At 44.2% G+C, this 21,190-nt stretch carries 21 protein-coding genes and 1 tRNA gene; 11 read left to right on the forward strand and 11 right to left on the reverse strand.

The features are described from left to right. Positions 1 to 182: 182 nt before the first annotated feature. Together fadA and fadB are read right to left on the reverse strand one after the other, a co-directional pair. Positions 183 to 1,355: an acetyl-CoA C-acyltransferase FadA gene (gene fadA / locus ACAM39_RS08600; protein ID WP_369627359.1), complete on the reverse strand. Its 1,173-nt coding sequence runs from the start codon at positions 1,353 to 1,355 to the stop codon at positions 183 to 185. Between the two features lie 30 nt (positions 1,356 to 1,385). Beyond that, positions 1,386 to 3,542, reverse strand: coding sequence for a fatty acid oxidation complex subunit alpha FadB (gene fadB, locus ACAM39_RS08605; protein WP_369627360.1), 2,157 nt, complete (start codon positions 3,540 to 3,542; stop codon positions 1,386 to 1,388). Between the two features lie 262 nt (positions 3,543 to 3,804). Here fadB and ACAM39_RS08610 point away from each other — a divergent pair, with 262 nt between their 5' ends. After that, the gene (locus ACAM39_RS08610; RefSeq protein ID WP_369627361.1) at positions 3,805 to 4,245 is read left to right on the forward strand and encodes a hypothetical protein; all 441 of its coding nucleotides are present in this window, start codon (positions 3,805 to 3,807) and stop codon (positions 4,243 to 4,245) included. A 27-nt stretch (positions 4,246 to 4,272) separates the two neighbouring features. Here ACAM39_RS08610 and ACAM39_RS08615 read toward each other — a convergent pair whose 3' ends face one another. The 3 genes from ACAM39_RS08615 to ACAM39_RS08625 all read right to left on the reverse strand — a co-directional run bounded on the left by ACAM39_RS08615 (position 4,273) and on the right by ACAM39_RS08625 (position 5,856). Then, a complete protein-coding gene (locus tag ACAM39_RS08615) occupies positions 4,273 to 4,653 on the reverse strand; it encodes a 5-carboxymethyl-2-hydroxymuconate Delta-isomerase (RefSeq protein WP_369627362.1) in 381 nt (126 codons plus the stop codon). A gap of 11 nt (positions 4,654 to 4,664) precedes the next feature. Further along, positions 4,665 to 5,135, reverse strand: a complete 471-nt coding sequence (gene ybaK, locus ACAM39_RS08620; RefSeq protein WP_369627363.1) for a Cys-tRNA(Pro) deacylase — start codon at positions 5,133 to 5,135, stop codon at positions 4,665 to 4,667. Positions 5,136 to 5,355: 220 nt separating this feature from the next. Further along, entirely contained in the window at positions 5,356 to 5,856 is a 501-nt protein-coding gene (locus ACAM39_RS08625; RefSeq protein ID WP_369627364.1) for a c-type cytochrome, read from the reverse strand. Positions 5,857 to 6,394: 538 nt separating this feature from the next. On the opposite strand from ACAM39_RS08625, the gene rpsU reads away from it, so the two are divergent. Next, a complete protein-coding gene (rpsU, locus tag ACAM39_RS08630; RefSeq protein ID WP_007115522.1) occupies positions 6,395 to 6,610 on the forward strand; it encodes a 30S ribosomal protein S21 in 216 nt (71 codons plus the stop codon). 131 nt (positions 6,611 to 6,741) lie between these two features. Then, positions 6,742 to 7,188: a GatB/YqeY domain-containing protein gene (locus ACAM39_RS08635; protein ID WP_101963896.1), complete on the forward strand. Its 447-nt coding sequence runs from the start codon at positions 6,742 to 6,744 to the stop codon at positions 7,186 to 7,188. A gap of 66 nt (positions 7,189 to 7,254) precedes the next feature. On the opposite strand, the gene ACAM39_RS08640 is transcribed toward ACAM39_RS08635, so the two are convergent. The 4 genes from ACAM39_RS08640 to ACAM39_RS08655 form a co-directional block, all read right to left on the reverse strand. Further along, positions 7,255 to 7,881: a Maf family protein gene (locus ACAM39_RS08640; RefSeq protein ID WP_369627365.1), complete on the reverse strand. Its 627-nt coding sequence runs from the start codon at positions 7,879 to 7,881 to the stop codon at positions 7,255 to 7,257. A gap of 18 nt (positions 7,882 to 7,899) precedes the next feature. Next, positions 7,900 to 8,385 carry a rod shape-determining protein MreD gene (gene mreD, locus ACAM39_RS08645; protein WP_060995642.1) on the reverse strand — a complete coding sequence of 162 codons (486 nt, stop codon included), beginning with the start codon at positions 8,383 to 8,385 and terminating at the stop codon, positions 7,900 to 7,902. 11 nt (positions 8,386 to 8,396) lie between these two features. After that, a complete protein-coding gene (gene mreC, locus ACAM39_RS08650; protein WP_036598406.1) occupies positions 8,397 to 9,224 on the reverse strand; it encodes a rod shape-determining protein MreC in 828 nt (275 codons plus the stop codon). 164 nt (positions 9,225 to 9,388) lie between these two features. Beyond that, a complete protein-coding gene (locus ACAM39_RS08655) occupies positions 9,389 to 10,420 on the reverse strand; it encodes a rod shape-determining protein (RefSeq protein ID WP_007115517.1) in 1,032 nt (343 codons plus the stop codon). A gap of 618 nt (positions 10,421 to 11,038) precedes the next feature. Here ACAM39_RS08655 and gatC point away from each other — a divergent pair. The 7 genes from gatC to ACAM39_RS08690 all read left to right on the forward strand — a co-directional run bounded on the left by gatC (position 11,039) and on the right by ACAM39_RS08690 (position 16,364). Further along, positions 11,039 to 11,341, forward strand: coding sequence for an Asp-tRNA(Asn)/Glu-tRNA(Gln) amidotransferase subunit GatC (gatC, locus tag ACAM39_RS08660; RefSeq protein ID WP_369627366.1), 303 nt, complete (start codon positions 11,039 to 11,041; stop codon positions 11,339 to 11,341). A gap of 57 nt (positions 11,342 to 11,398) precedes the next feature. Continuing rightward, a complete protein-coding gene (gatA, locus tag ACAM39_RS08665; protein WP_369627367.1) occupies positions 11,399 to 12,895 on the forward strand; it encodes an Asp-tRNA(Asn)/Glu-tRNA(Gln) amidotransferase subunit GatA in 1,497 nt (498 codons plus the stop codon). An 11-nt stretch (positions 12,896 to 12,906) separates the two neighbouring features. After that, positions 12,907 to 14,403 (forward strand): Asp-tRNA(Asn)/Glu-tRNA(Gln) amidotransferase subunit GatB, encoded by a 1,497-nt coding sequence (gene gatB, locus ACAM39_RS08670; protein WP_369627368.1) that lies wholly within the window; start codon positions 12,907 to 12,909, stop codon positions 14,401 to 14,403. Positions 14,404 to 14,449: 46 nt separating this feature from the next. Continuing rightward, positions 14,450 to 14,526: transfer RNA gene (locus ACAM39_RS08675), tRNA-Pro, on the forward strand. A gap of 178 nt (positions 14,527 to 14,704) precedes the next feature. After that, positions 14,705 to 14,980, forward strand: coding sequence for a hypothetical protein (locus ACAM39_RS08680; protein WP_369627369.1), 276 nt, complete (start codon positions 14,705 to 14,707; stop codon positions 14,978 to 14,980). Between the two features lie 98 nt (positions 14,981 to 15,078). After that, positions 15,079 to 15,576, forward strand: coding sequence for a L,D-transpeptidase (locus tag ACAM39_RS08685; RefSeq protein WP_128681686.1), 498 nt, complete (start codon positions 15,079 to 15,081; stop codon positions 15,574 to 15,576). Positions 15,577 to 15,755: 179 nt separating this feature from the next. Then, positions 15,756 to 16,364, forward strand: a complete 609-nt coding sequence (locus ACAM39_RS08690) for a nitroreductase family protein (protein ID WP_159375223.1) — start codon at positions 15,756 to 15,758, stop codon at positions 16,362 to 16,364. A gap of 98 nt (positions 16,365 to 16,462) precedes the next feature. Here ACAM39_RS08690 and ACAM39_RS08695 read toward each other — a convergent pair whose 3' ends face one another. Continuing rightward, on the reverse strand, positions 16,463 to 18,010 hold the full coding sequence (locus ACAM39_RS08695; RefSeq protein WP_369627370.1) for a CYTH and CHAD domain-containing protein: 1,548 nt from the start codon (positions 18,008 to 18,010) through the stop codon (positions 16,463 to 16,465). Between the two features lie 297 nt (positions 18,011 to 18,307). On the opposite strand from ACAM39_RS08695, the gene rlmD reads away from it, so the two are divergent. Beyond that, the gene (gene rlmD, locus ACAM39_RS08700; protein ID WP_369627371.1) at positions 18,308 to 19,819 is read left to right on the forward strand and encodes a 23S rRNA (uracil(1939)-C(5))-methyltransferase RlmD; all 1,512 of its coding nucleotides are present in this window, start codon (positions 18,308 to 18,310) and stop codon (positions 19,817 to 19,819) included. On the opposite strand, the gene ACAM39_RS08705 is transcribed toward rlmD, so the two are convergent. Beyond that, on the reverse strand, positions 19,816 to 21,000 hold the full coding sequence (locus ACAM39_RS08705) for a DUF1615 family protein (RefSeq protein ID WP_369628597.1): 1,185 nt from the start codon (positions 20,998 to 21,000) through the stop codon (positions 19,816 to 19,818). The two genes, rlmD and ACAM39_RS08705, sit on opposite strands and share 4 nt — an antisense overlap. Positions 21,001 to 21,190: the final 190 nt, after the last annotated feature.

Consider the following 21,190-nt stretch of genomic DNA (forward strand, 5'->3'; position numbering starts at 1 on the left):
CATAACAGATTTGGCAAAAAATTTCTTAGACTTTATAGTAAAGCAAGAATAGTGAACAAACAGTGATAAAGAAACGGTAATAAAGAAAAAGGGATAAAAAATTAGTAAAAAATATGGGTAAAAAACTGCACGCGTAAAAAAACCCTTGATTTCAATCAAGGGTTTTTGTTACAACAAACTGCTTATACACGTTCAATAATGGTGGCAATCCCTTGACCTAAACCAATACACATGGTGGCAAGACCGATTTGGGTGTCTTGTTGTTCCATCACATTTAATAGTGTGGTGGTGATACGTGCACCAGAACAGCCTAGTGGGTGACCTAATGCAATAGCACCACCATTTAGGTTAACGATATCTAGTTTGTCTTGTAGGTTTAAGCCCTTAAGAACCGATAAGCCTTGTGCGGCAAATGCTTCGTTAAGTTCGATGGTTTGCATATCGTCAATGCTCATACCAGCGCGTTTTAAGGCTTTTTGGGTAGCAGGTACTGGACCATAACCCATGATAGCCGCGTCACAGCCTGCAACTGCCATACCGCGAATACGGGCGCGCGGTGTTAAACCCAAGTCTTTGGCTTTTTGTGCAGACATGATAAGCATCGCAGATGCACCGTCAGACAAGGCTGATGACGTGGCAGCTGTCACGGTACCACCTTTAGGGTCAAATACGGGGCGCAATGCCGCAAATGATTGTAGGTTGGCATCGGGACGAATCACTTCATCGATGGTGCAAAGTTGTAAATTACCGTTTTCGTCATGGCCTTCAATGCCGATGATTTCGTTTTTGAAACGACCTTGCTGTGTCGCTTCCCACGCACGGCGATGTGATTCTACACCAAACGCATCTTGTTCTTGACGGCTGATGTTATTCATACGTCCGAGCATTTCAGCGGTTAAACCCATCATGTTAGAGGCTTTTGCATAGTATTTTGAAGCCTCTGGGTTGATGTCAATACCGTGCATCATGCCCACGTGACCCATGTGCTCAACACCGCCGATAATGAACACATCACCTTGACCGGTCATGATTTGTGCCGCTGCGGTGTGAAGCGCTTGCATGGATGAACCACATAGACGGTTGACCGTTTGACCTGCTGTGGTACGGGGTAATTCAGCCAATAAACCGATATTACGACCGATGTTCATACCTTGTTCTAGGGTTTGGTTGACACAGCCCCAGATAACATCTTCTACAAGTTTGGTATCAAACGGGTTACGCGCTACCAATGCTTTAACAAGTTCCGCAGACATGCTGTCAGCGCGTACATAGCGGAACATACCATTTTTTGATTTGCCCATTGCGGTACGAACGCCATCGACAATCACGACATCTTTTGGACTTAATGTAGTCATTTTATTCTCCTTAAAATTTATAATCGTCGATTACGCTTGTGGGTAAAAAGTTTTACCATTTGCTGCCATATCACGAATCATTTGTGGCGCTTCATAGGCTTTACCTAAGCTTGCGTATTTGTCGCAAAGGGCTAGGTAATTTTGTAGACCGATTTGGTCGATGTAACGGCATGGACCACCACGGAATGGCGGGAAACCAATACCCATAATCATCGCCATGTCTGCTTCTGCAGGCGTAGACACGATGTTGTCTTCTAAGCAGCGAACCGTTTCATTACATAATGCAATCATTAGACGATCAATGATTTCTTGGTCTTCAAACTGTTTTGGCGCATCGATAAATGGTTTTAATAATTCAACGGTTTGTGGATCGGCAGTTTTAACTGGCTTGCCTTTTTTATCCGTTTCGTATTTGTAGAAACCAACGCCATTTTTTTGACCTAAGCGATTGGCTTCAAACAATATCTGACCACTCACTTTGTAGTCTGGTTTCATACGGTCTGGGAAGCCTTCCGCCATGACTTCTGCCCCGTGAACCCCTGTGTCGATACCCACAACGTCCATCAAGTAGGCAGGACCCATTGGCCAACCAAATTTTTCCATGACTTTGTCGATTTGAACAAAGTCAGCGCCTTGTTTGATCAATAAGTCAAACGCACCGAAGTAAGGAAATAATACGCGGTTAACTAAGAAACCTGGGCAGTCATTTACCACCACTGGCACTTTACCCATTTTTTCTGCTAACGCTACCGTGGTCGCTACCGCTTCTTCGCTTGATTTTTCACCACGAATTACTTCAACCAGTGGCATACGATGGACTGGATTAAAGAAGTGCATGCCGACGAAGTTTTCTGGGCGCTCTAGTACCGAAGCTAAATAGGTGATAGAAATGGTCGAAGTGTTAGATGCTAGGATACAGTTGTCTTTAACTAGCCCTTCAACTTCTTTTAATACCGCGTGTTTAACTTTTGGATTTTCAACAACCGCTTCAATCACGATGTCAGTCTCACCAAAATCACCGTAGTTGAGCGTAGGACGGATACGGCTTAAAGTTTCGCCCATTTGTGCTGGGGTTACTTTACCGCGTGCCATACCGCTTGATAGGTGTTTGCTGGCCTCGCGCATACCTAAGTCAAGTTGCTCTGACTTGATGTCTTTCATGATGATTGGCAAGCCTTTTGAGGCGGCTTGGTAAGCGATACCGCCACCCATGATACCTGCGCCCAATACAGCAGCTTCTTTAATATCATGCGCTTTGGCGCTGTGAGTTTTAGCGAGTTTACGAACGGCTTGGTCGTTTAAGAATAAACCGACTAGGCTTTCTGCTTGTGGGGTTTTTGCTGCTTTTGCAAAACCTGCAGATTCAATTTCTAACGCTTTGTCACGTGGTAGGTTCACGTGTTTTTCGATAGACTCTAACGCGATTTTTGGCGCTGGGTACTGCGCTGGATTGGCTTTTGAGAACAGTACACCTTTGGCTGAGTTAAATGCCATCGCTTGTTCTAAGGCGTTTAATTTGACTGGATTGATTTTTTCGTCATGGCGTGCTTTCCAATCTAGATCGCCTGCGATACATTTTTTGACTAAATCAATCGCTGACGCTTCGAGTTGGTCTGCGGCAACAACTGCATCCACCATACCGACTTTTAATGCAGCGGCTGGTTTTTGTGCTTCGCCAGTTGCGATGATTTCAAGCGCGTTATCGATACCGATGATACGTGGCAAACGCACCGAACCACCAAAGCCTGGGAAGATGCCCAATTTAACTTCGGGTAAACCGATGCTAGCTTTGTCACTCATGACACGGTAGTCACACACCAACGTCATCTCTGTACCACCGCCCATGGATGCGCCATTGATTGCCGCAACTTTTGGGAAAGGCAGGTCTTCAAAACGGTTGAATGTTTTGTTGATGTCAAGTACCCAAGAAGCAATCTCGGCTTCTGGTTTTTTGAAATTACCAACAAATTCAGTAATGTCCGCACCAGCGATGAAAACTTTTTTTCCTGAAGTAACGATTAGACCTTTAACGTCTGAAGATTGTTCTAATGCCGTGACTGCTTCGCCAAATTCTTTGATGGTGGCTTGGTCAAATTTATTAACGCTCTCAGTTTGATTATCGTAGTTTAATTTAGCAATACCGTCTTCGAGTAGCGATACCGAGATGCTATTTCCTTGATAAATCATTGCTAACTCCTTGAGTTATGTTGAAATCAACGGGGAAAACCGAAAAATGATGTTTTGCACGATGTCTTTACATGATGTCTTTAAAAGATGCTTGTGAAAAGATGCTTGTTAAAATTTTTACATACCGCAGACAAAACAAAATCTTGACTAGTTTACTATGTTTGCGATAAGTTGAGAATAACGCAAATGACTGTTTAGTCATTGGCTAGCCCTTGTGTATCCTTATTTGTATCTTACAGATTTTTCATAGTAAGCTAAAAACATGGCAAAATTTTTAAAACCTTATCAGTTGGTTATTGTCTTATCTTTATTAGGGATGACCCACCCGCTCAATGCCACGCCCGTACAGACCGTTATCCATTTTGGCAAAAACCAAACCAGTAAAATGTGGGTTGGTCAATTATCGCCCAAACAAGATAGCCTGCTTTACCAATTCAAAGCCAGCAAAAATCAATACGCAACCTTAGTATTGATGCCTCGCAGGGGCTATGCTGAATTTGCCAATGTCGGTGTTATCATATCCCCTACGGGCAACGTTGATGGGGGCAAAGGCGGAATTGTCTATCAAGGTTGTTTGCCACAATCAGGCAACTACACCATCCGCATCGCACGCAATTTGATGGCCACCAACGGGGCGGCTGCGGGTTTTGTTGCCAAACTTACTATCTTACCGGTTGGCAAAAGTCAGCAAAAATGTGCTTAAAGTAGTCAATTTTTATCACTAACCCCTCTATTTGAATTCGACATACTGCTTGACATAATTGGCGCTTAGCGTGGTGGAATTGACGCAAATCTGTAAACTGCCAACAGGCACCTCACTTTCGAATGCCTGCAGATGCGCTTTGATAGCATTGGCAATGCGCTGCGCCAATGATTGAATGGTAGCGTCATCCCGCCCTGGCATCAGATAAAAATGCGCCATAACAAAGGCTTCATCTCCGCTATTGGTCAGTCCCACCAATACGTTATTTGGGTAGTAGATACGTGATTTGATATCACTTTGTAGCTTAAAATTGCCAGACTGCCATAGCGTATCATTGACCCGCGCTAATAGGTTATCGGGCTGACTAATAACATGGTCGTGACTCACTTCAATAATGACATTGGGCATGGTGTTATCCTTTATTCTTGAATTAAATCTGCAAATTTAGCGTTTACTGCGCCTGCTAAATCTGACGGTGACAACTCAATCTCCAGGCCGCGTCTACCACCACTACAATAAATAGTTGCAAAGTGTTGTGCCGACTGATCGATGACCGTGGGCAGGCGTTTTTTTTGACCTAGTGGGCTTACCCCACCTAGCACATAGCCTGTGGTACGTTCTACCAATTTGGGGTCTGCCATTTGTGCTTTTTTACTACCGATGGCTTTGGCGATTTTTTTTAGGTTTAGCAAATGCTCAACAGGCAGTATCGCAACAGCGAGCTTGTCATTTTCGTCTTGCACCACCAAAGTTTTAAAAACCCGCTTCGGCTCAACTTGTAGTTTTTCTGCTGCTTCAAGCCCATAGCTTTCACTATGCGCGTCATGATGGTATTCATGTAACTGGAAGTTGATTTTTAGTTTTTTGGCAAGATTAACGGCAGGTGTCATGGCGGTTTCTTAACAGGGTTTGGTGATTGAACAGAGTCATTCATCATAACCAAACTGCGGGTTAAAACAAAGCACATTGGGTATAAAAAACGTATAAAAAAACCAGCCTACTATTGTAATAGTGACTGGTTTACTGCTGCTCGATGCCAGAATTGATTGCATAGGCTTAATTGCATAGGCTTGAATGTATAGCCTTGAGTTATAAATGGCGCAATACCTATCAGCTCGCTTTTGAGACCATATAATCAACGGCAGCTTTTACTTCCTCATCCGAGGCTTGGCTACCGCCTTTGGCTGGCATTACACCGGTTTTTCCTTGATAGCCGACAATGGCGTGTTTATACAGCGTGTCTTTACCTTGCGCAATGCGAGGTGCCCAATCGGCTTTATCAGCAAGTTTTGGTGCGCCCATTAAGCCTGCTGTGTGACAAGTGGTACATACACTACCAAACAATTTTTCGCCAGCATCAGCAGAAACTGGGGTAGCGGTTGCTGTCGTCGTGGTGGCAGCGGCTGAGGCAGCTGTCGGTGGCACAAATGAAGCAGGCTGTGAGGCCACTGGCATGGGATGGTTTGCACGAGCGATTTCACCTTGCTGTGCAGCAATTTCTTCGGTTGGTTTGCTTTCGGCTGACTCATGCTTACTACATGCGCTCATGGTAAGACCCAAGGCAATCATAAGACTGGCTAACGTGGCATTGCGTGTTGATATCGGTAGCATAACCTTTTCCTTTCAAATAAGGTGAAATCTAATTTCACATCAATGTATAAATTTTTAATAGCCCTACAAACTGTTTTTGCATGGTAATGTTTTGCGTGGTAATGTCGACTGGCAAATGGCTAGTACAACATTTAGTGGTATGTTGTTATCACACGAGAATTAGTGACTATATTAGCATTACTGCGGTATGAATAAAATAACATTTTAAAGCCACCTTGCTAAATCATTACTATCATTGTGTATTTTGTTACGATAACAGGCAAAAATTTTTTACTGGCTAGCTATAACAGGGCAATTGGCTAGGAGGAGGATTTTTTAATTTAACCGGTGATTAAAAAGCTAAAATTTACATTGACTTACATGGGATATTTAGTTAAAATTCGCACCTATTTTTATCCTAATCTGAGCTGATGCCAAACCATGGGTAGGTTGGCTAATAATCACCTATACAGCCGGATTAATGTTCCTGACCCACTAACCCCGCTTTGTTGATAGCACATTTATTGTCTATCAATCAGCCTAGACTTAAGGAGTCTACATGCCAGCAGTAAAGGTAAAAGAGAACGAACCTGTAGATATCGCAATTCGCCGCTTTAAACGTGCTTGTGAGAAAGCAGGTATTTTAGCAGATGTACGTAAACATGAGTTCTATGAAAAACCAACTCAAGAACGTAAACGCAAAAAAGCAGCTGCGGTAAAACGTTACAAAAAGAAAATGTCACGTGAATCAGTACGCACGACTCGTCTTTACTAAGGTAATTTGTCGCAAGACACCCAATACCAGTAAATGATAAAGTCCACTTTTGTTAAGTGGATTTTTTTATGCTATGTTGCTAACCACAATTTTAAAAACGCCATTAGCTAACATTAAGGAGCGTTAAAACCATGAGTACCATAAAAGACACCCTGACCGATGTGGTCAAAACTTCCATGAAAGCGCGTGAGCTTGAAAAAGTTAAAGTGCTACGCAGCGTACAAGCGGTAATAAAACAAATCGAAATTGACCGCCAAATAACGCTCGATGATGCAGGTGTACTAGACATCTTACAAAAGCAAACCAAGCAGCGCCAAGAGTCGCTCGCGATTTTTGCAGCCAATGGGCGAGAAGATTTGGCACAAAAAGAACAATTTGAGATTGATGTGATTAGTCAATTCTTGCCACAACCCATGAGTGAAGCAGAAATTGCCAATCTGGTAGCTGCTGAAATTGCTGAGCAAGGTGCCACTTCAATGCAGCAAATGGGCGCTGTGATGAATGCGCTGAAAGTCAAAACCGCAGGTCGCGCTGACCCCGCTTTGATTTCAAAATTGGTCAAAGCGACATTGGGTTAACCATTTAAAACATGATAAAAAAGCCGTAAGATTTGTACTTATAGCTTTTTATTGGATAAATTGTTACTAATGGGTTTGCATCGCCTGAGAAAGCAAGTCCAACGTTTCCACCAAAGGCAGTCCAACCACATTGCTATAGCTACCGTCTATCGCTTTGACCCACGCAGCGCCCAGCCCTTGAATGGCATAACCACCTGCTTTGTCTTGGGGTTCGCCCGTATGCCAATAATGCGCCATCATGCTGTCAGTGAGTGCGATAAATTTGACATCGGTTCTCACCACAGTGCGCTCAGCATAATCCATCTGCCATTGACCGCCACGCTGCGCCAGTCGGCTCACTTGCACTGCAGTCCATACTTGGTGCGAGGCATTGCTCATTTGCCGCCACATCGCACAGGCATCGGCAAAATCGCTAGGTTTTTGTAGCACTGACCCATCCGGCAATACGCCAATAGTATCGGCGGTAATTACCACACACTCGGTCATAGCCTTTGGCAAAACTTGTAAAGCGGCTTGCGCTTTTTGACTAACCATACGCCCAATATAGTCAATCGCCGATTCCTCTGCTAGCCGTGATTCATCAATACTGACTGCCACACAAGTATGTGGCACCGCAACTTGATCTAACAACTCACGCCGCCTCGGTGAGGTGGACGCCAAGATAATGGGTATAGTGACATTAAATTGATACATAATAACTTCTCAATACGCTTATCGCGTATAACGCAGCATGACAGCGACTAACAGCGGCCAAATTAAGGTACTGACGGCAACGGTATAAAGTAATTGGGGTGCAAAAACTCCTTGGGTAAATAAATGCAGAAAAATTAACCCAAATTGATAAATCAGCAGACAGGCTCCCGCCAAAAGCCACACCAAGTTCGAGGACAATTGGCGTAAATAACCACTGACAAACTTGATAAAAAATGCTACCAGCACTGCACATAAGGCTTGCTGACCGATTCGGCTATCTGTGAGTAAATCAGCAAACAAACCAACCACAAACGCCAATCCCATGCCAATTAAAGTCGGTTGAAATATCAGCCAAAAAATCAGCATCATAATCATCCACATCGGACGAAATAGCGCAATCTCTGCCGACAGCGGATACACACTGAGTACCGATGCGATGATAAAACTGATTGCCATCACAATATATAAATGCTGTTTGGTTTTTTTGCGCTGAACGACGACCATAATCAGTGATTTTAAACCTTCTGCTGAAGCAATAAAACATAAGACGTATTGATAAAATTGGCAGCGGGTTTCACCATAATCTTGGCATAGCCGCCCGCTTGCTCGGCTTCTACTTTTGCCACCCGCCCAACAGGAAATCCGGCAGGAATACGACCACCAAGCCCCGATGAAATCAGCTCATCGCCAATGCGTACATCCGATGCCTTAAAGATATAATCTAGCACCAAATACTGCGGATTACCTTTGCCCGATACAATGGCTTTTTGCCCGGTACGTTTGATAGTCACTGCAACGGATTGTTGGTCATCGCTGATTAACACCACACGGCAGGTATCGGGATAAACATTGACGACTTGTCCAAGAATGCCGTTTTCATCAATCACCGTTTGCCCGACAATTACCCCGTCTTTGCTGCCTTTATTAATGACCACCATTTGCCGCAGTGGATTGCTATCAGTACCAATCACGTGCGATAACAGCAAATTAAACTGGTCTGGCGTGGTGGCAGATAAAATACCTTGCAGTCGGGCATTTTGCGCGACAAGATAATCTTGCTGCTGTAATTGCGCTTTGGCATGCACCAGCTCAGCTTTTAACTGGACATTTTCACGGCGTAACGCTTCTTTTTCGGTCATAGTACTATCAAGCCAGCCTGCAAAAAAACTTGGGTAAGCCGATACTTGATAGATGGGCTGCATGGCGGCATGGGTCACGGTACGTACTGGCTGAAACCAACTGCTATTTTTACTATCCAATAACATCAGCACAATCGCCGCAAACACCACAATAAGGGTCTTGCGAATGGCGAGCGGTTGTTGGGTAAAAATGGTAAGTGACATAAGTAACATCCAAGTAAAATCTGTGGCAGTCAATACAGCGCGCGATAACAAGCCATCAGGATAGCAAAAATCTTTTAAAAAAAGCTATCGTAAAATCATCTTGTCAATAAAGCAATAAAACCGCTATTAAAAAATAGCGGTTAACGGTAACACATCAGTTAACATCAGACAAAAATCATATTCAATGCTTTGTTATTGATAAACTCTAGCGCTTTACCACCCCCACGGCTGACACAAGTCAGTGGGTCTTCAGCTACCGTGACGGGCAAGCCTGTCTCGCGTGAAATCAGCTCATCAAGATTACGTAATAGTGCGCCACCACCCGTTAATACAATACCACGCTCTGCGATATCGGCTGATAATTCAGGCGGCGTTTGCTCAAGCGCTGCTTTGACACCCGAGATAATACCAGTAATAGGGTCGCTTAAGGCTTTTTGGATTTCGGCGGATGTCACTACAAATGACTTAGGTACCCCTTCTGCCATGCTACGACCACGTACTTCCACTTCCAAGGGGTTTTCAGGATCTTCAATTGCCGTCCCTACTTCGGTTTTGATGCGTTCAGCCGTGGTTTCACCAATCACACAGCCATGAGTACGGCGGACATGAGTAATAATCGCTTCATCGAACACGTCACCGCCGATACGGATGGAGTCGGCATACACACAGCCTGATAGCGCAATCACCGCAATCTCTGTGGTACCACCCCCGATATCCACCACCATCGAACCGCTGGCTTCATGCACGGGTAACCCTGCGCCAATCGCAGCTGCCATAGGCTCTTCAAGCAATAAGGCTTTGTTTGCGCCTGCCGATTCAACCGCTTCACGAATCGCACGACGTTCTACCAAGGTTGATTTACAAGGCACACAAACAATCACGTTTGGATTGGCTAAAAAGCGTTTGACTTTCACTTTGTTGATAAAATGCTTGAGCATTTTTTGGGTCACTTCAAAATCGGCAATTACACCGTCTTTGAGTGGACGAATCGCAGTGATATTATCTGGGGTACGACCTAGCATTTGTTTGGCATCAATACCGACGGCCGCAACGGTAGGATTTTGGGTACGGTTACTACGAAGCGCAACAACCGTTGGTTCATTGAGGACCACACCTTTACCTGGGGTGAAAATTAACGTGTTGGCAGTGCCAAGGTCGATGGCGATATTACTTGATAAAAATCCGAAAAGGCTCATGTATCATTTCCCAGTGATAACAAAACTACACTGCAAGCAAAGCAGAAATTAGCGGGGTGTCTAATCGCACATCGAGTCAAGGACGCATTTTTTAAAAGCGTTTATTTAAAAGCTTTTAATACCGATGTTTCTAATGCCCATGTTTCAAAACCACTCTATCGTGCCCACTAACAAAAAAATCTGAAGCAAGCTGCTTACCGCCGCTATATTTTACATAAAAAATAGCAAGAAACTCTTAACGATTAACAGTTAAAAGACTATCTTTTTAGATAAAAAAGGTGACGATGATTTTAAAGAGGTTTAGGCGATAGTGACTTTAATGCGATTAATTTGCGTTTAGTAAGAATAGTGCTAGATTATAGCGGTAAAATATCGCAAAATATAGTGATTTAATCACATTCTATCTTTATTCACGAATTTTTTGTGACAAATTATTTAGGTCACATCACCCTATTTTTTCAAATTTGTTATTAAAAGTAACTAAACTAAAGCAACTGTTTTTATCAGGTTTTATCCTCTTTTATTATAGCCTGTTGCTATAATTGTCTGGTTTAAAATCGCATCGAACATTTGCTTTGTTTGTCCGTTTTATTTTTGTTTGTACTTAAGGAACTCATCATGTCGCAGACGCTTTCAACTGATGAAATTATGAACATCGCAAAACTTGCTCGACTTGGCGTTAATGCTGAGCAGGCAGATAGTTATGCCAATGACCTAAGCAAAATCCTATCGATGATGGATATTTTGGCAGAGGTCAATACTGACAATATCGCACCGCTTACCAATGTCCATGATATGACCCAGCCACTGCGTGAAGATGTTATTAGCGGTGATGGCGTCGAAGTCAATCGTGAGCTAAATCAGTCCATTGCACCAAGTGTCGCTGACGGTCTATACCTTGTACCACAGGTCATTGAATAAGCCACAGCTCATCGAATACCTTGTCAAATTTTTGTTAATTAATTATAAGTGAAAATTATGTCTGAACTACATACGTTTTCGGTTGCCCAATTGGCGGCAGGTCTAAAAAATAAAGACTTTAGCAGTACCGAACTTACCCAACATTTTCTTAATCGGATTACCCAGCATGATAAAGCCATCAACAGCTTTATCACGGTCACGCCTGAACAAGCGTTAGCGCAAGCCGCTGCCGCCGATAAATTATTGGCAGAAGGCAAAGGCGCAGACTTGACGGGCGTGCCACTGGCTCATAAAGACATTTTTTGTACCCAAGGCGTTTTAACCACTTGTGGCTCAAAAATGCTAGAAAACTTTGTGGCGCCTTACGACGCCACCATTGTTGAAAACTGCCAAAATGCAGGCTTGGTTATGCTTGGCAAAACCAGCATGGATGAGTTTGCGATGGGCTCGGACAATGAGTCATCATACTTTGGCGCCGTGCACAACCCTTGGGATATCAGCCGTGTACCAGGCGGTTCATCGGGCGGAAGCGCGGCAGCGGTTGCGGCAGGTTTTGCGCCCTTTGCCACAGGCTCAGATACCGGCGGCTCGATTCGTCAACCTGCGTCATTTTGTGGTTTGACAGGGATTAAGCCAACTTACGGACGTGTCTCACGTTATGGGATGGTGGCGTATGCGTCAAGTTTTGACCAGGCTGGCAGTTTTGGTAAAACCGCAGAAGATTGTGCTTATTTGCTCAACGTGTTATCAGGTCATGACAGCAAAGATTCAACATCTGCCAACAAAGAGGTGCCCGATTTTGTCGCGAGTTTGACCAGCAAACGCCAAGCCAATGCCAGCCATGATAAACCGCTTCAAGGGTTACGCATCGGTATCCCAACCGAATACTTTGCCGATGGCTTAAATAGCGAGGTTAAAGCCAGTGTAGAAGCGGCATTAAAACAATACCAAGCCTTGGGTGCAAGCTTGGTGGATGTGAATTTGACCAAACCTGAAATCACCCTTGCCACTTATTATTTGCTCGCCCCAGCCGAAGCTTCATCTAACTTATCGCGTTATGATGGGGTGCGTTATGGCTACCGCTGTGACAGCCCAAAAAACTTAGAAGATTTATACACCCGCTCACGTTCTGAAGGCTTTGGTGCTGAAGTACAGCGCCGTATTTTGATGGGTACCTATGCGTTATCAGCGGGTTATTTTGATGCCTATTATGTCAAAGCGCAAAAAGTGCGCCGCCTGATTAGCCAAGATTTTGCCAAAGCCTTTGAAAGCTGCGATGTCATTGCCACCCCAACTGCGCCAACGACGGCTTATAAAATCGGTGCAAGCCTTAGCCCTGCCGAAATTTATATGGGGGATGTTTATACCATTGGCGTGAATTTAGCCGGTTTACCGTCATTAAGCCATCCGGTGGGTTTTGATGGTGACAATCTGCCTGTGGGCTTACAGCTGATTGCAAAGGCATGGGACGAAGAGACACTATTGCAAACTGCCGATGCGTATCAGCAAGTCACTGATTTTCACCAACAACTATCACCCATCGCCAAAGCCTAAGGAGCCTTGTTATGACAAACGAAAATAAACCGCAAGCGCCTTTAGTGGATGGCTATGAAGTGGTTATTGGTATCGAAATCCACTGCCAACTCAACACCAACACCAAAATTTTCTCATCGGCTTCAACGCTGTTTGGGCAAGAACCCAACACCCAAGCCAATATCGTTGACCTAGCCATGCCAGGGGCGCTGCCTGTACTCAACAAAGATGTGGTAGAAAAAGCGGTGATGTTTGGGCTTGGCGTCAATGCTGAAATCGGTATGATGAACGCCTTTGACCGTAAAAATTATTTTTATCCCGACTTGCCAAAAGGCTACCAAATCAGCCAAATGGCGCACCCGATTGTTGGTACAGGCTATATCGACATCGTGGTCAATGAAGGTGAAAAAAACGAATATCCCAAACGTATTCACATTACCCGTGCTCACTTAGAAGAAGATGCGGGCAAATCGGTGCATGATGCGGTGCCACAAATGACAGGCGTGGATTTAAACCGTGCCGGTACGCCGCTGATTGAAATCGTCTCGGAGCCTGATATGCGCTCAGCTGCTGAGGCGGTTGCCTATGTCAAAGCCATTCACCAGTTGGTCACTTGGCTGGGTATCTCAGATGCCATTATGGCGGAAGGCTCATTCCGTGCCGACTGTAACGTCTCCGTGCGAAAACCCGGTGCCGACTTGGGTACTCGCTGTGAGATTAAGAACCTTAACTCGTTTCGCTTTATCGAGCGTGCCATCACGGTTGAAATCGAGCGTCAAATTGACTTGATTGAAGACGGCGGCAAAGTCATACAAGCCACTCGCCTGTACGATCCCGACAAAGACGAAACGCGCTCAATGCGTACCAAGGAAGAAGCCAACGACTACCGCTACTTCCCAGACCCTGACCTTTTACCTGTGCATATTGATACCGCAACTTTTGAACAAATCAAAAACGCCATGCCAGAACTGCCAGTGGCACGTCGTGAGCGTTTTCAATCGGCGCTTGGCTTACCTGAATATGATAGCCGTATTTTAACCGCTAGCCGTTCGCTCGCTGATTACTTTGAGCAAGTAGTGGCAAAAGTCGGTCATGATAACGCCAAACTGGCTGCTAACTGGATAATGGGTGACCTGCTCGGCGCGCTCAACAAAGATGAAAAAACCATTGAGCAAAGCCCGATTTCTGTCGCCCAATTTGCCAAACTGCTAGCGCGTATCAAAGACAATACGCTATCAGGCAAGCTGGCTAAGCAAGCCTTTATCGCCCTATTCGCTGGCGAAGGCGGTGACGATGAAACAGCCGTGGATAAAATCATTGCCGATAAAGGTTTAAAACAAGAAACCGATACAGGCGCGATTAAAGCGATTGTCGAAGACGTGTTGAAAAACAACCAAGCGATGGTCGATGAGTATAAGTCAGGCAAGGAAAAAGCCTTTAACGGTCTTGTCGGTCAAGTGATGAAAGCCTCTAAAGGTAAAGCCAACCCGGCTCAAGTTAATCAGCTGTTAAAAGAACTAATTGGATAAGTTTGTATTGCAAATTCTGTCATTTTTGGTAGAATAGTACACCTTTCGGGGCGTAGCGCAGTCTGGTAGCGCACTTGCATGGGGTGCAAGGGGTCGCGAGTTCGAATCCCGCCGTTCCGACCAAATTAAAAAGGCTTACGTGTTACGTAGGCCTTTTTCTTTTTTGAGTTTTTCGTTATACCTATTGTCACAGTATTTTTACGTGAATATGACAATAGTTTTTTTGTTTTGATAGATAATTTATTGATAAAATTTTCTCACTATTTGGCTGTATTTATTTGACTGTATTTTTTGAAAAATCATGAGCGCGATCATTAAATCATTCCTTGCTAACTATAAACTGACAAATTTGGCTGCGGCTTTGGTATGGGTGGTTTTACCACTTACTGCGCAAGCCGATAGCGTTCATCGAGCACAAACCAACAAAGATGCGATTGTACGTTCTTGTCCCAATCGTTTATGCCCCGTGGTGCAGACCCTGCCCAAAGGCATCAAGTTTAGCTGGGTATTAGCCAAAAATGGCTTTGTGAACATTGCTGATTCTACCTTGTGGGTATCCACTGCTGACATCAAATAAGTGCTTGTATGTTTTCAAATTTTTCTTAAAAAGCCTGTCATGAATATGATGGGCTTTTTTGTTATGATAGTCTAAGCTTAATGTTGAACGAGTCGATTATGCCTTACCCAAAAATCATTATTTCAATTGAAAAACAACAGCTTACTTTATGTCTTAGTAGAACCCAATCACAAACTTACCCCGTCTCTACCGCCAAAAATGGTATTGGACAACTGCAGGATACTGGCTGTACACCGCTCGGTGCGCACGTGATTAGCGAAAAATTTGGTGATAATTTACCTATCAACAGTGTTTTTGTGGCACGTCAATTTACCGGCGAAATTTACGACGATCATTTGGCAACTACATTTCCCAATCGAGACTGGATTTTGACGCGGATTTTGTGGTTAGATGGTTATGAAGAAGGCTTTAACAAAGGCGCCAATGAGCAAGGGGTGTGTGATACTAAGGCGCGCTACATTTACATTCATGGTACGCCCAATACCGAGCCGATGGGCATTCCGCTTTCTCATGGCTGTATCCGTATGCGCAATCAAGACATTATCACACTGTATGACCAAGTGGATATTGGTACAGCGGTCGAAATTTTGCCGTAAATTTATCAAAATTAACCTTAATAATAATTTAGAAAAAATTAATAGACATGATTATTGGTTAAAAAAAATTACAAAATAGTTTTTATTTATTAGTATTTTAGGCATATAATAGCCGTGTCACATCAATCGGCTTTAATAAGGTAGATTGATTATCAAATAACAATGAAAAGGAGCTGATTATGTCAGTCGAAACATTACACACTATCGCAGAAACTCGCCGTTCTATCTATATGCTCAATGACCAATTGCCTGTCTCAAAAGATGAGGTGGTTAAACTGGTTGAACATGCCGTGTTACATACCCCTTCTTCATTCAACTCACAATCAAGCCGCTTGGTAGTATTGTTTGGTGAAGACCATCAAAAACTTTGGCAAATCACCGAAGATTTGCTACGCGCGATGGTGAATGATGATGAAAAATTCAAATCGACTGCCGATAAAATGGCCATGTTTAAAGCCGGTGCAGGGACTATCTTGTATTTTGAGGACCAATCAGTGGTCAAAGGCTTACAAGAACAATTCCCACTTTATGCGCATAATTTCCCAGTATGGGCAGAACACACCAGTGCCATGCACCAATATGCGATTTGGAACGCTTTAGCTGCGCTCAACATCGGTGCAAACTTACAGCATTATAATGGCGTGATTGATGAAAAAGTGGCAGAAACATGGAACATCGATAGCAACTGGAAACTCATTGCGCAGATGGTATTTGGTGGTATCGCCGCCCCAGCCGGTGAAAAAACCTTTGAACCGATCGAAAAACGCTTAAAAGTTTACGGAAAATAATTTTTCAATACGCGTTTTGATAGGTGTTACAATAAAAGCAAAAAGCCAATATCTGACGGTATTGGCTTTTTTGTTTGACACGCTTGATTGAAGTAAAGCTACCAAAACTTTGGCGCATTTTTCACCGTTTTTAGACTGACCGCGCATTGCTCGGCACTCGCTTGCTCACGCCCGCTAAACCAACCCACCGCAAATAGTGCATTTGGGTCGGTTTTGGCTTTCTCAAGATAGTTAGCATGACCGACCACATTGTCATTATACTCACCCAGTACGTCTTGTGCAGGCTCTAAGTATTGCAAAAAGGCGTTGAGCTTCGTCGCTTTTTTTCCTTTTTTGCCATTGGTTTGGCTGGCAAAAAGCGGCGCAGCAAACTCACTGACATAACGCAGGCTTTTTAGGTCTTTACGGACACCATGCTGGCTGTCAGTATCAAGACTAGCAAATTTATCACTTGCCGCGGCAATCGCCGTAAATAGTTTTTCCAACTTTTTGGCAACTGGGGCTTTGGCTTTTGGATTATCCGCAGGTACGGGCAAATGGGTAAAACCAATCAGCTCTAAGAGCAGAATTTGAAAATCATTGGCTCTGACGGCATCAATCGGCATGATATCTATGGCCGTTGACCACTCAACATGCGGTGCACCGACTGCTTCTAGCAGGGGCTGGGTTTTTATTTGCAAGATTTCTTTATCACGATACTCCCCTAACAAGCTAAAGGTTTGTTTGAGTACCATCAGCCAATTTGGGTCGATATAATCTGGGGCAAATTTGAAATGTTTGAGGGCAGTACGCAAACGCCGAATACCGACACGCAGTTGGTGCACTAAGTTGCCATCGGGACTGCCTTCAGCAATTGTAGAGGCATTGGGCAAAATCTGCACTAGGCAGTTATTGACCACTGCCTGCAAAAACGCAAATTGGCTGATGCCTTTATGTAATTGCAGCACAGCCAAATCCGCTTTGACAGGCTGGGCAAATTGCTTATTCGCGAGTAGCAGACTACCCCGCTGGGCTTTGGTAACGGTTGATAAATATAATTTGTATTTTTTGCACCAGGTTTTAGCCACCTCAATTAAATCACTTGGGTCACCTTCAAGCAGCTCAAATTCAACTTCATGAATATCCGATTGGGTTAACCCATGATTATTGGCGGGTTTTTGTGAGTTTAGGCGACCTATGCCAACCTTTCCGATATCATAAGCGATTTCGATGCGGCTGTTATTTTTCTTAATTTGACGAGAAGTGCGCTGCACATCGGTGAAATATTGCACGGTTAAGGCTTGAGCGAGCTCATCAAGCGGCATGATATTCGTCAGCTGCGCCACGACTGTTGGCTCTGTAATCAGTGAAATATCAGGCACAAGGCTGCTAACATCAAGGGTATCTGGCGTACCCGTCAGGCTTAGCACGGTATTGAGCTCAACACGTTTGGCAACGCCATCACCGGCTGTTTTGAGGGTTTGTACCCACTGGCTGTCTTCGAAACGAATACGCAGGGCAATGCCTTTTTTGGCAAGGTCTTGATTGGGGGTATCAAAGTAATACGCAGATAGGCGCTGTTGCTGCGCCGTTTTGGTGTCGATGTTTTTTCTTAAGACGCTTTGTTGATAGCTTGGGACAGCAAACTTGAGTTCTAGTTCGTGCATGATGGTGTCGATTAACCTATATAGCTAACGGATAAAACACCATCATAGCACAACTTTGCTTTTTAAAAATAACCACTTGGCTGATTTGTTAGCGGTAAAACTTTAAAGTATTTAAAGAATGCCCTATGATAAGTAATAACCAGTTATGCAATCACATCCAAACCTTCTTCTTTGAGCGATGTAAAGTCAGGTATTGATATAAAAAAAATCTATTTTAAGCTATCATAACCACAAAATTTTGATGAATTTTGTAATAAATATTTACACTGACCCTCGATTAAATAGGTTTTTTAATAAATGTCAAACGCTACTGCTGACCAAACGTCGTCTTCCCAACTCACCAAAAACCCAAGCAAAAAAATCAAACCCACCGCGCGGGTGCGTAAACGTTTGCAAGACGCCCCACCCGTGACCCTAACAGTGACCAATCTTGCCCATGACGGACGGGGCGTGGCAAGTTACGGTGACCAGCCCGACCATCACCTCGATAAACATGGCAAAAAAGTATTCGTCAGCTTTGCGCTGCCCAACGAGACCGTGAGCGTCAAAATCACAGGCTCACGTAAAAGCATGGAAGAAGGTGACGCGGCTCTCGTGTTGGCAAACCCAAACCCTGAACGCACCACCCCACCTTGTCCGCATTTTGGGGTGTGTGGTGGCTGTAGCTTACAGCACTGGCAACCCGATGGGCAGATTCAATTTAAGCAATCGGTACTGGCAGAGCTGCTTGAACACCAAGCCCATATCCAGCCTGAACACTGGCTTCCCCCTTTGGTGGCTGACCGTTTGGGCTACCGTACCAAGGCGCGTATGGGCGTGCGCTATGTCGAGAAAAAAGGCACAGCATTGGTCGGTTTTCGTGAGCGCGCCAGCAATTTTTTGGCAAATTTAAATGAATGCCATGTGCTTGACCCGCGTGTCGGCTTTGAGATTGAACCGCTAAAAGCGCTTATCAGTTCGCTTGACGCCCGTGACCATATTCCACAGCTTGAGTTAGCGATGGGTGAAACGCTTGATGATGTTATCGATAGCAAAAAATCCATTGCCGTCATTGTCCGTCACATGGTGGATTTAGGTGAGCATGATATCGCAAAACTGCAAGCTTTTTTTGCCGAGCGCAACTGGCAGTTATTTTTACAGCCCAAAGGTAGCGACACGGTACATCGCATTGACCAGTTATATGAGAACACGCCTAATGCGCGCCCATCAAGCCTGACTGTGCCACCGACAGGCGGTTTGTTTTATCGCTTGCCAGAGTTTGATGTGACGTTTGAATTCTCGCCACTGGATTTTACCCAAGTCAATTTGTCAGTCAATCGTAAAATGACCAAGCTGGCAATTGATTTGTTAGATTTGCAGCCAGGCGAGCGAGTGCTTGATTTGTTTTGCGGTTTGGGCAATTTTAGTCTGCCACTGGCGCGTCAAGTGGGTGAAACGGGCTTTGTGATTGGTGTGGAAGGCAGCAGTGAGATGACACAGCGTGCCAAGATGAATGCCACCGCCAACGGCTTGCACCATACCGACTTTTTTGCCCAAGATTTGACCCAAGATTTTTCTGCTGAGCCTTGGGTTGGGCAAGTCGATGCACTGCTGATTGACCCACCCCGCTCAGGCGCTTTGGAAGTCATGCAGTATCTGGATAAATTCAATGCCAAACGCATCGTCTATGTGTCGTGCAATCCGATTACGCTTGCCCGCGATACCGCCGTGCTACTTGAAAAAGGCTACAAGCTCACCCATGCGGGGGTGATGGATATGTTCCCGCACACAGGGCATGTGGAAAGTATTGCACGCTTTGAGAGACGCTAAAATTTGGCTTTATTCATACAATTTAAATAGCGTACGTTGACTTTGTCGGCGTACCATTTGGTATTGTAATCGCGGCTGAGTTTTGCCCCAGAGATGACCACTTGTGGCATGATGGCGGCAGGGGCATTTTTGCCGGTTTTCATTTTGTAAAGACTACCGATGGTGCGATAGGTTTCGGTATTTTCAAAATCTTGGCTTTTTTCTTTTGCCAAGTCCATGCGCACTTGTCGCTCCGTCAGGCTAATCATGCCTTGTTGTATCATTGATATCAGCGCCTGCTCACTTTGGCTGATATTGGCACTGATTTTATTGCCTTTTTCATAAATCAATAAATCCCCGTCATAGTCTATTTCGGCTTTGGATAACTCGTGCAGCATTTTTTGGAAAGCCGCATTACGGCTTGAATACATCCCTGAGTTGTAGTCAGCGAAGCGATAAATCGGGTCTTGATAATTGGCTTTATACAGTAGTAAGCGATGGATACCATAGTACAATCCGCCATATTGGCTATATAGGTCTTTACGCAGTTCAAGGTTATTGCCATTCATCCGGCGATGGTCACGCGCATAACTTACTTGCACCTGCATTGAGCCTAACGTGGTAATCGGGTCTAATTTTTCTTCGATATCCCCACCCACCAATTTGGTAACGCTGTTCAGTTTGCTGGCATAATATTTGCTTGAAAAATACGCAAACATCTGATGATAAATATCATCAAGTTCTTCTTCGGTTTTGACTTTAGCGATTTGTTTTTCAAAGCTGTTGTCGGGCGTGGGCTCAGTTTTTAGCATGGTGCGAAAATATGGGGCTAGCGTTGAGCCCAATTTTTCTTCCAACTCCTCATTCATCGCTTTTAGGCTTGATTGCCCCAAATTCGCGACGGGCGGATTGGCTTTAAAATTAGACTCTTGGTCGATAATGGCAACAGCGGTACAAATATTTTGCGCGTTTTTTTCTATTTTTAGCGTATCAAATATTTGGTTGATGTCTTGTGCCCAGCTTTTGCTATCTTGTCCACGTTTGGGAATCAGTTTGGCAATTTGTTTGGCACCAATGGGCGAGTTAGCGTCGGTTTGCGTTTGAAAATACTTACACCCTGTCAACCCAAGCGATAAAGTCAGCGTTATCGCCAACGTTGACAGGGTTTTACCAAAGTTAGCAAGGCTTTTTGAGCGGGTCATGGTAAAATCTGACGCTATAGTAGTCGCATTTGTAACAAAATGAGATGGTAATTTCATTAAACTCACCTATACTGAACAAGATAGTTTTATCCTAGTTTGGATTGAGATTCACTTAAATCGCTGATTGGGTCGTTGCCTAACACTCATTTATTGCTACATGTACCGCACAGTTTTTAGATTGAATCATTAC

This window comes from Moraxella sp. K02, assembly GCF_041154755.1.
Lineage (GTDB): Bacteria > Pseudomonadota > Gammaproteobacteria > Pseudomonadales > Moraxellaceae > Faucicola.

Bases quoted from the DNA above. Each gene is read 5' to 3' on its own strand.
- fadA (WP_369627359.1), bottom strand. From the start codon at position 1,355: ATGACTACATTAAGTCCAAAAGATGTCGTGATTGTCGATGGCGTTCGT.
- fadB (WP_369627360.1), bottom strand. From the start codon at position 3,542: ATGATTTATCAAGGAAATAGCATCTCGGTATCGCTACTCGAAGACGGT.
- ACAM39_RS08610 (WP_369627361.1), top strand. From the start codon at position 3,805: ATGGCAAAATTTTTAAAACCTTATCAGTTGGTTATTGTCTTATCTTTA.
- ACAM39_RS08615 (WP_369627362.1), bottom strand. From the start codon at position 4,653: ATGCCCAATGTCATTATTGAAGTGAGTCACGACCATGTTATTAGTCAG.
- ybaK (WP_369627363.1), bottom strand. From the start codon at position 5,135: ATGACACCTGCCGTTAATCTTGCCAAAAAACTAAAAATCAACTTCCAG.
- ACAM39_RS08625 (WP_369627364.1), bottom strand. From the start codon at position 5,856: ATGCTACCGATATCAACACGCAATGCCACGTTAGCCAGTCTTATGATT.
- rpsU (WP_007115522.1), top strand. From the start codon at position 6,395: ATGCCAGCAGTAAAGGTAAAAGAGAACGAACCTGTAGATATCGCAATT.
- ACAM39_RS08635 (WP_101963896.1), top strand. From the start codon at position 6,742: ATGAGTACCATAAAAGACACCCTGACCGATGTGGTCAAAACTTCCATG.
- ACAM39_RS08640 (WP_369627365.1), bottom strand. From the start codon at position 7,881: ATGTATCAATTTAATGTCACTATACCCATTATCTTGGCGTCCACCTCA.
- mreD (WP_060995642.1), bottom strand. From the start codon at position 8,385: ATGGTCGTCGTTCAGCGCAAAAAAACCAAACAGCATTTATATATTGTG.
- mreC (WP_036598406.1), bottom strand. From the start codon at position 9,224: ATGTCACTTACCATTTTTACCCAACAACCGCTCGCCATTCGCAAGACC.
- ACAM39_RS08655 (WP_007115517.1), bottom strand. From the start codon at position 10,420: ATGAGCCTTTTCGGATTTTTATCAAGTAATATCGCCATCGACCTTGGC.
- gatC (WP_369627366.1), top strand. From the start codon at position 11,039: ATGTCGCAGACGCTTTCAACTGATGAAATTATGAACATCGCAAAACTT.
- gatA (WP_369627367.1), top strand. From the start codon at position 11,399: ATGTCTGAACTACATACGTTTTCGGTTGCCCAATTGGCGGCAGGTCTA.
- gatB (WP_369627368.1), top strand. From the start codon at position 12,907: ATGACAAACGAAAATAAACCGCAAGCGCCTTTAGTGGATGGCTATGAA.
- ACAM39_RS08680 (WP_369627369.1), top strand. From the start codon at position 14,705: ATGAGCGCGATCATTAAATCATTCCTTGCTAACTATAAACTGACAAAT.
- ACAM39_RS08685 (WP_128681686.1), top strand. From the start codon at position 15,079: ATGCCTTACCCAAAAATCATTATTTCAATTGAAAAACAACAGCTTACT.
- ACAM39_RS08690 (WP_159375223.1), top strand. From the start codon at position 15,756: ATGTCAGTCGAAACATTACACACTATCGCAGAAACTCGCCGTTCTATC.
- ACAM39_RS08695 (WP_369627370.1), bottom strand. From the start codon at position 18,010: ATGCACGAACTAGAACTCAAGTTTGCTGTCCCAAGCTATCAACAAAGC.
- rlmD (WP_369627371.1), top strand. From the start codon at position 18,308: ATGTCAAACGCTACTGCTGACCAAACGTCGTCTTCCCAACTCACCAAA.
- ACAM39_RS08705 (WP_369628597.1), bottom strand. From the start codon at position 21,000: ATGACCCGCTCAAAAAGCCTTGCTAACTTTGGTAAAACCCTGTCAACG.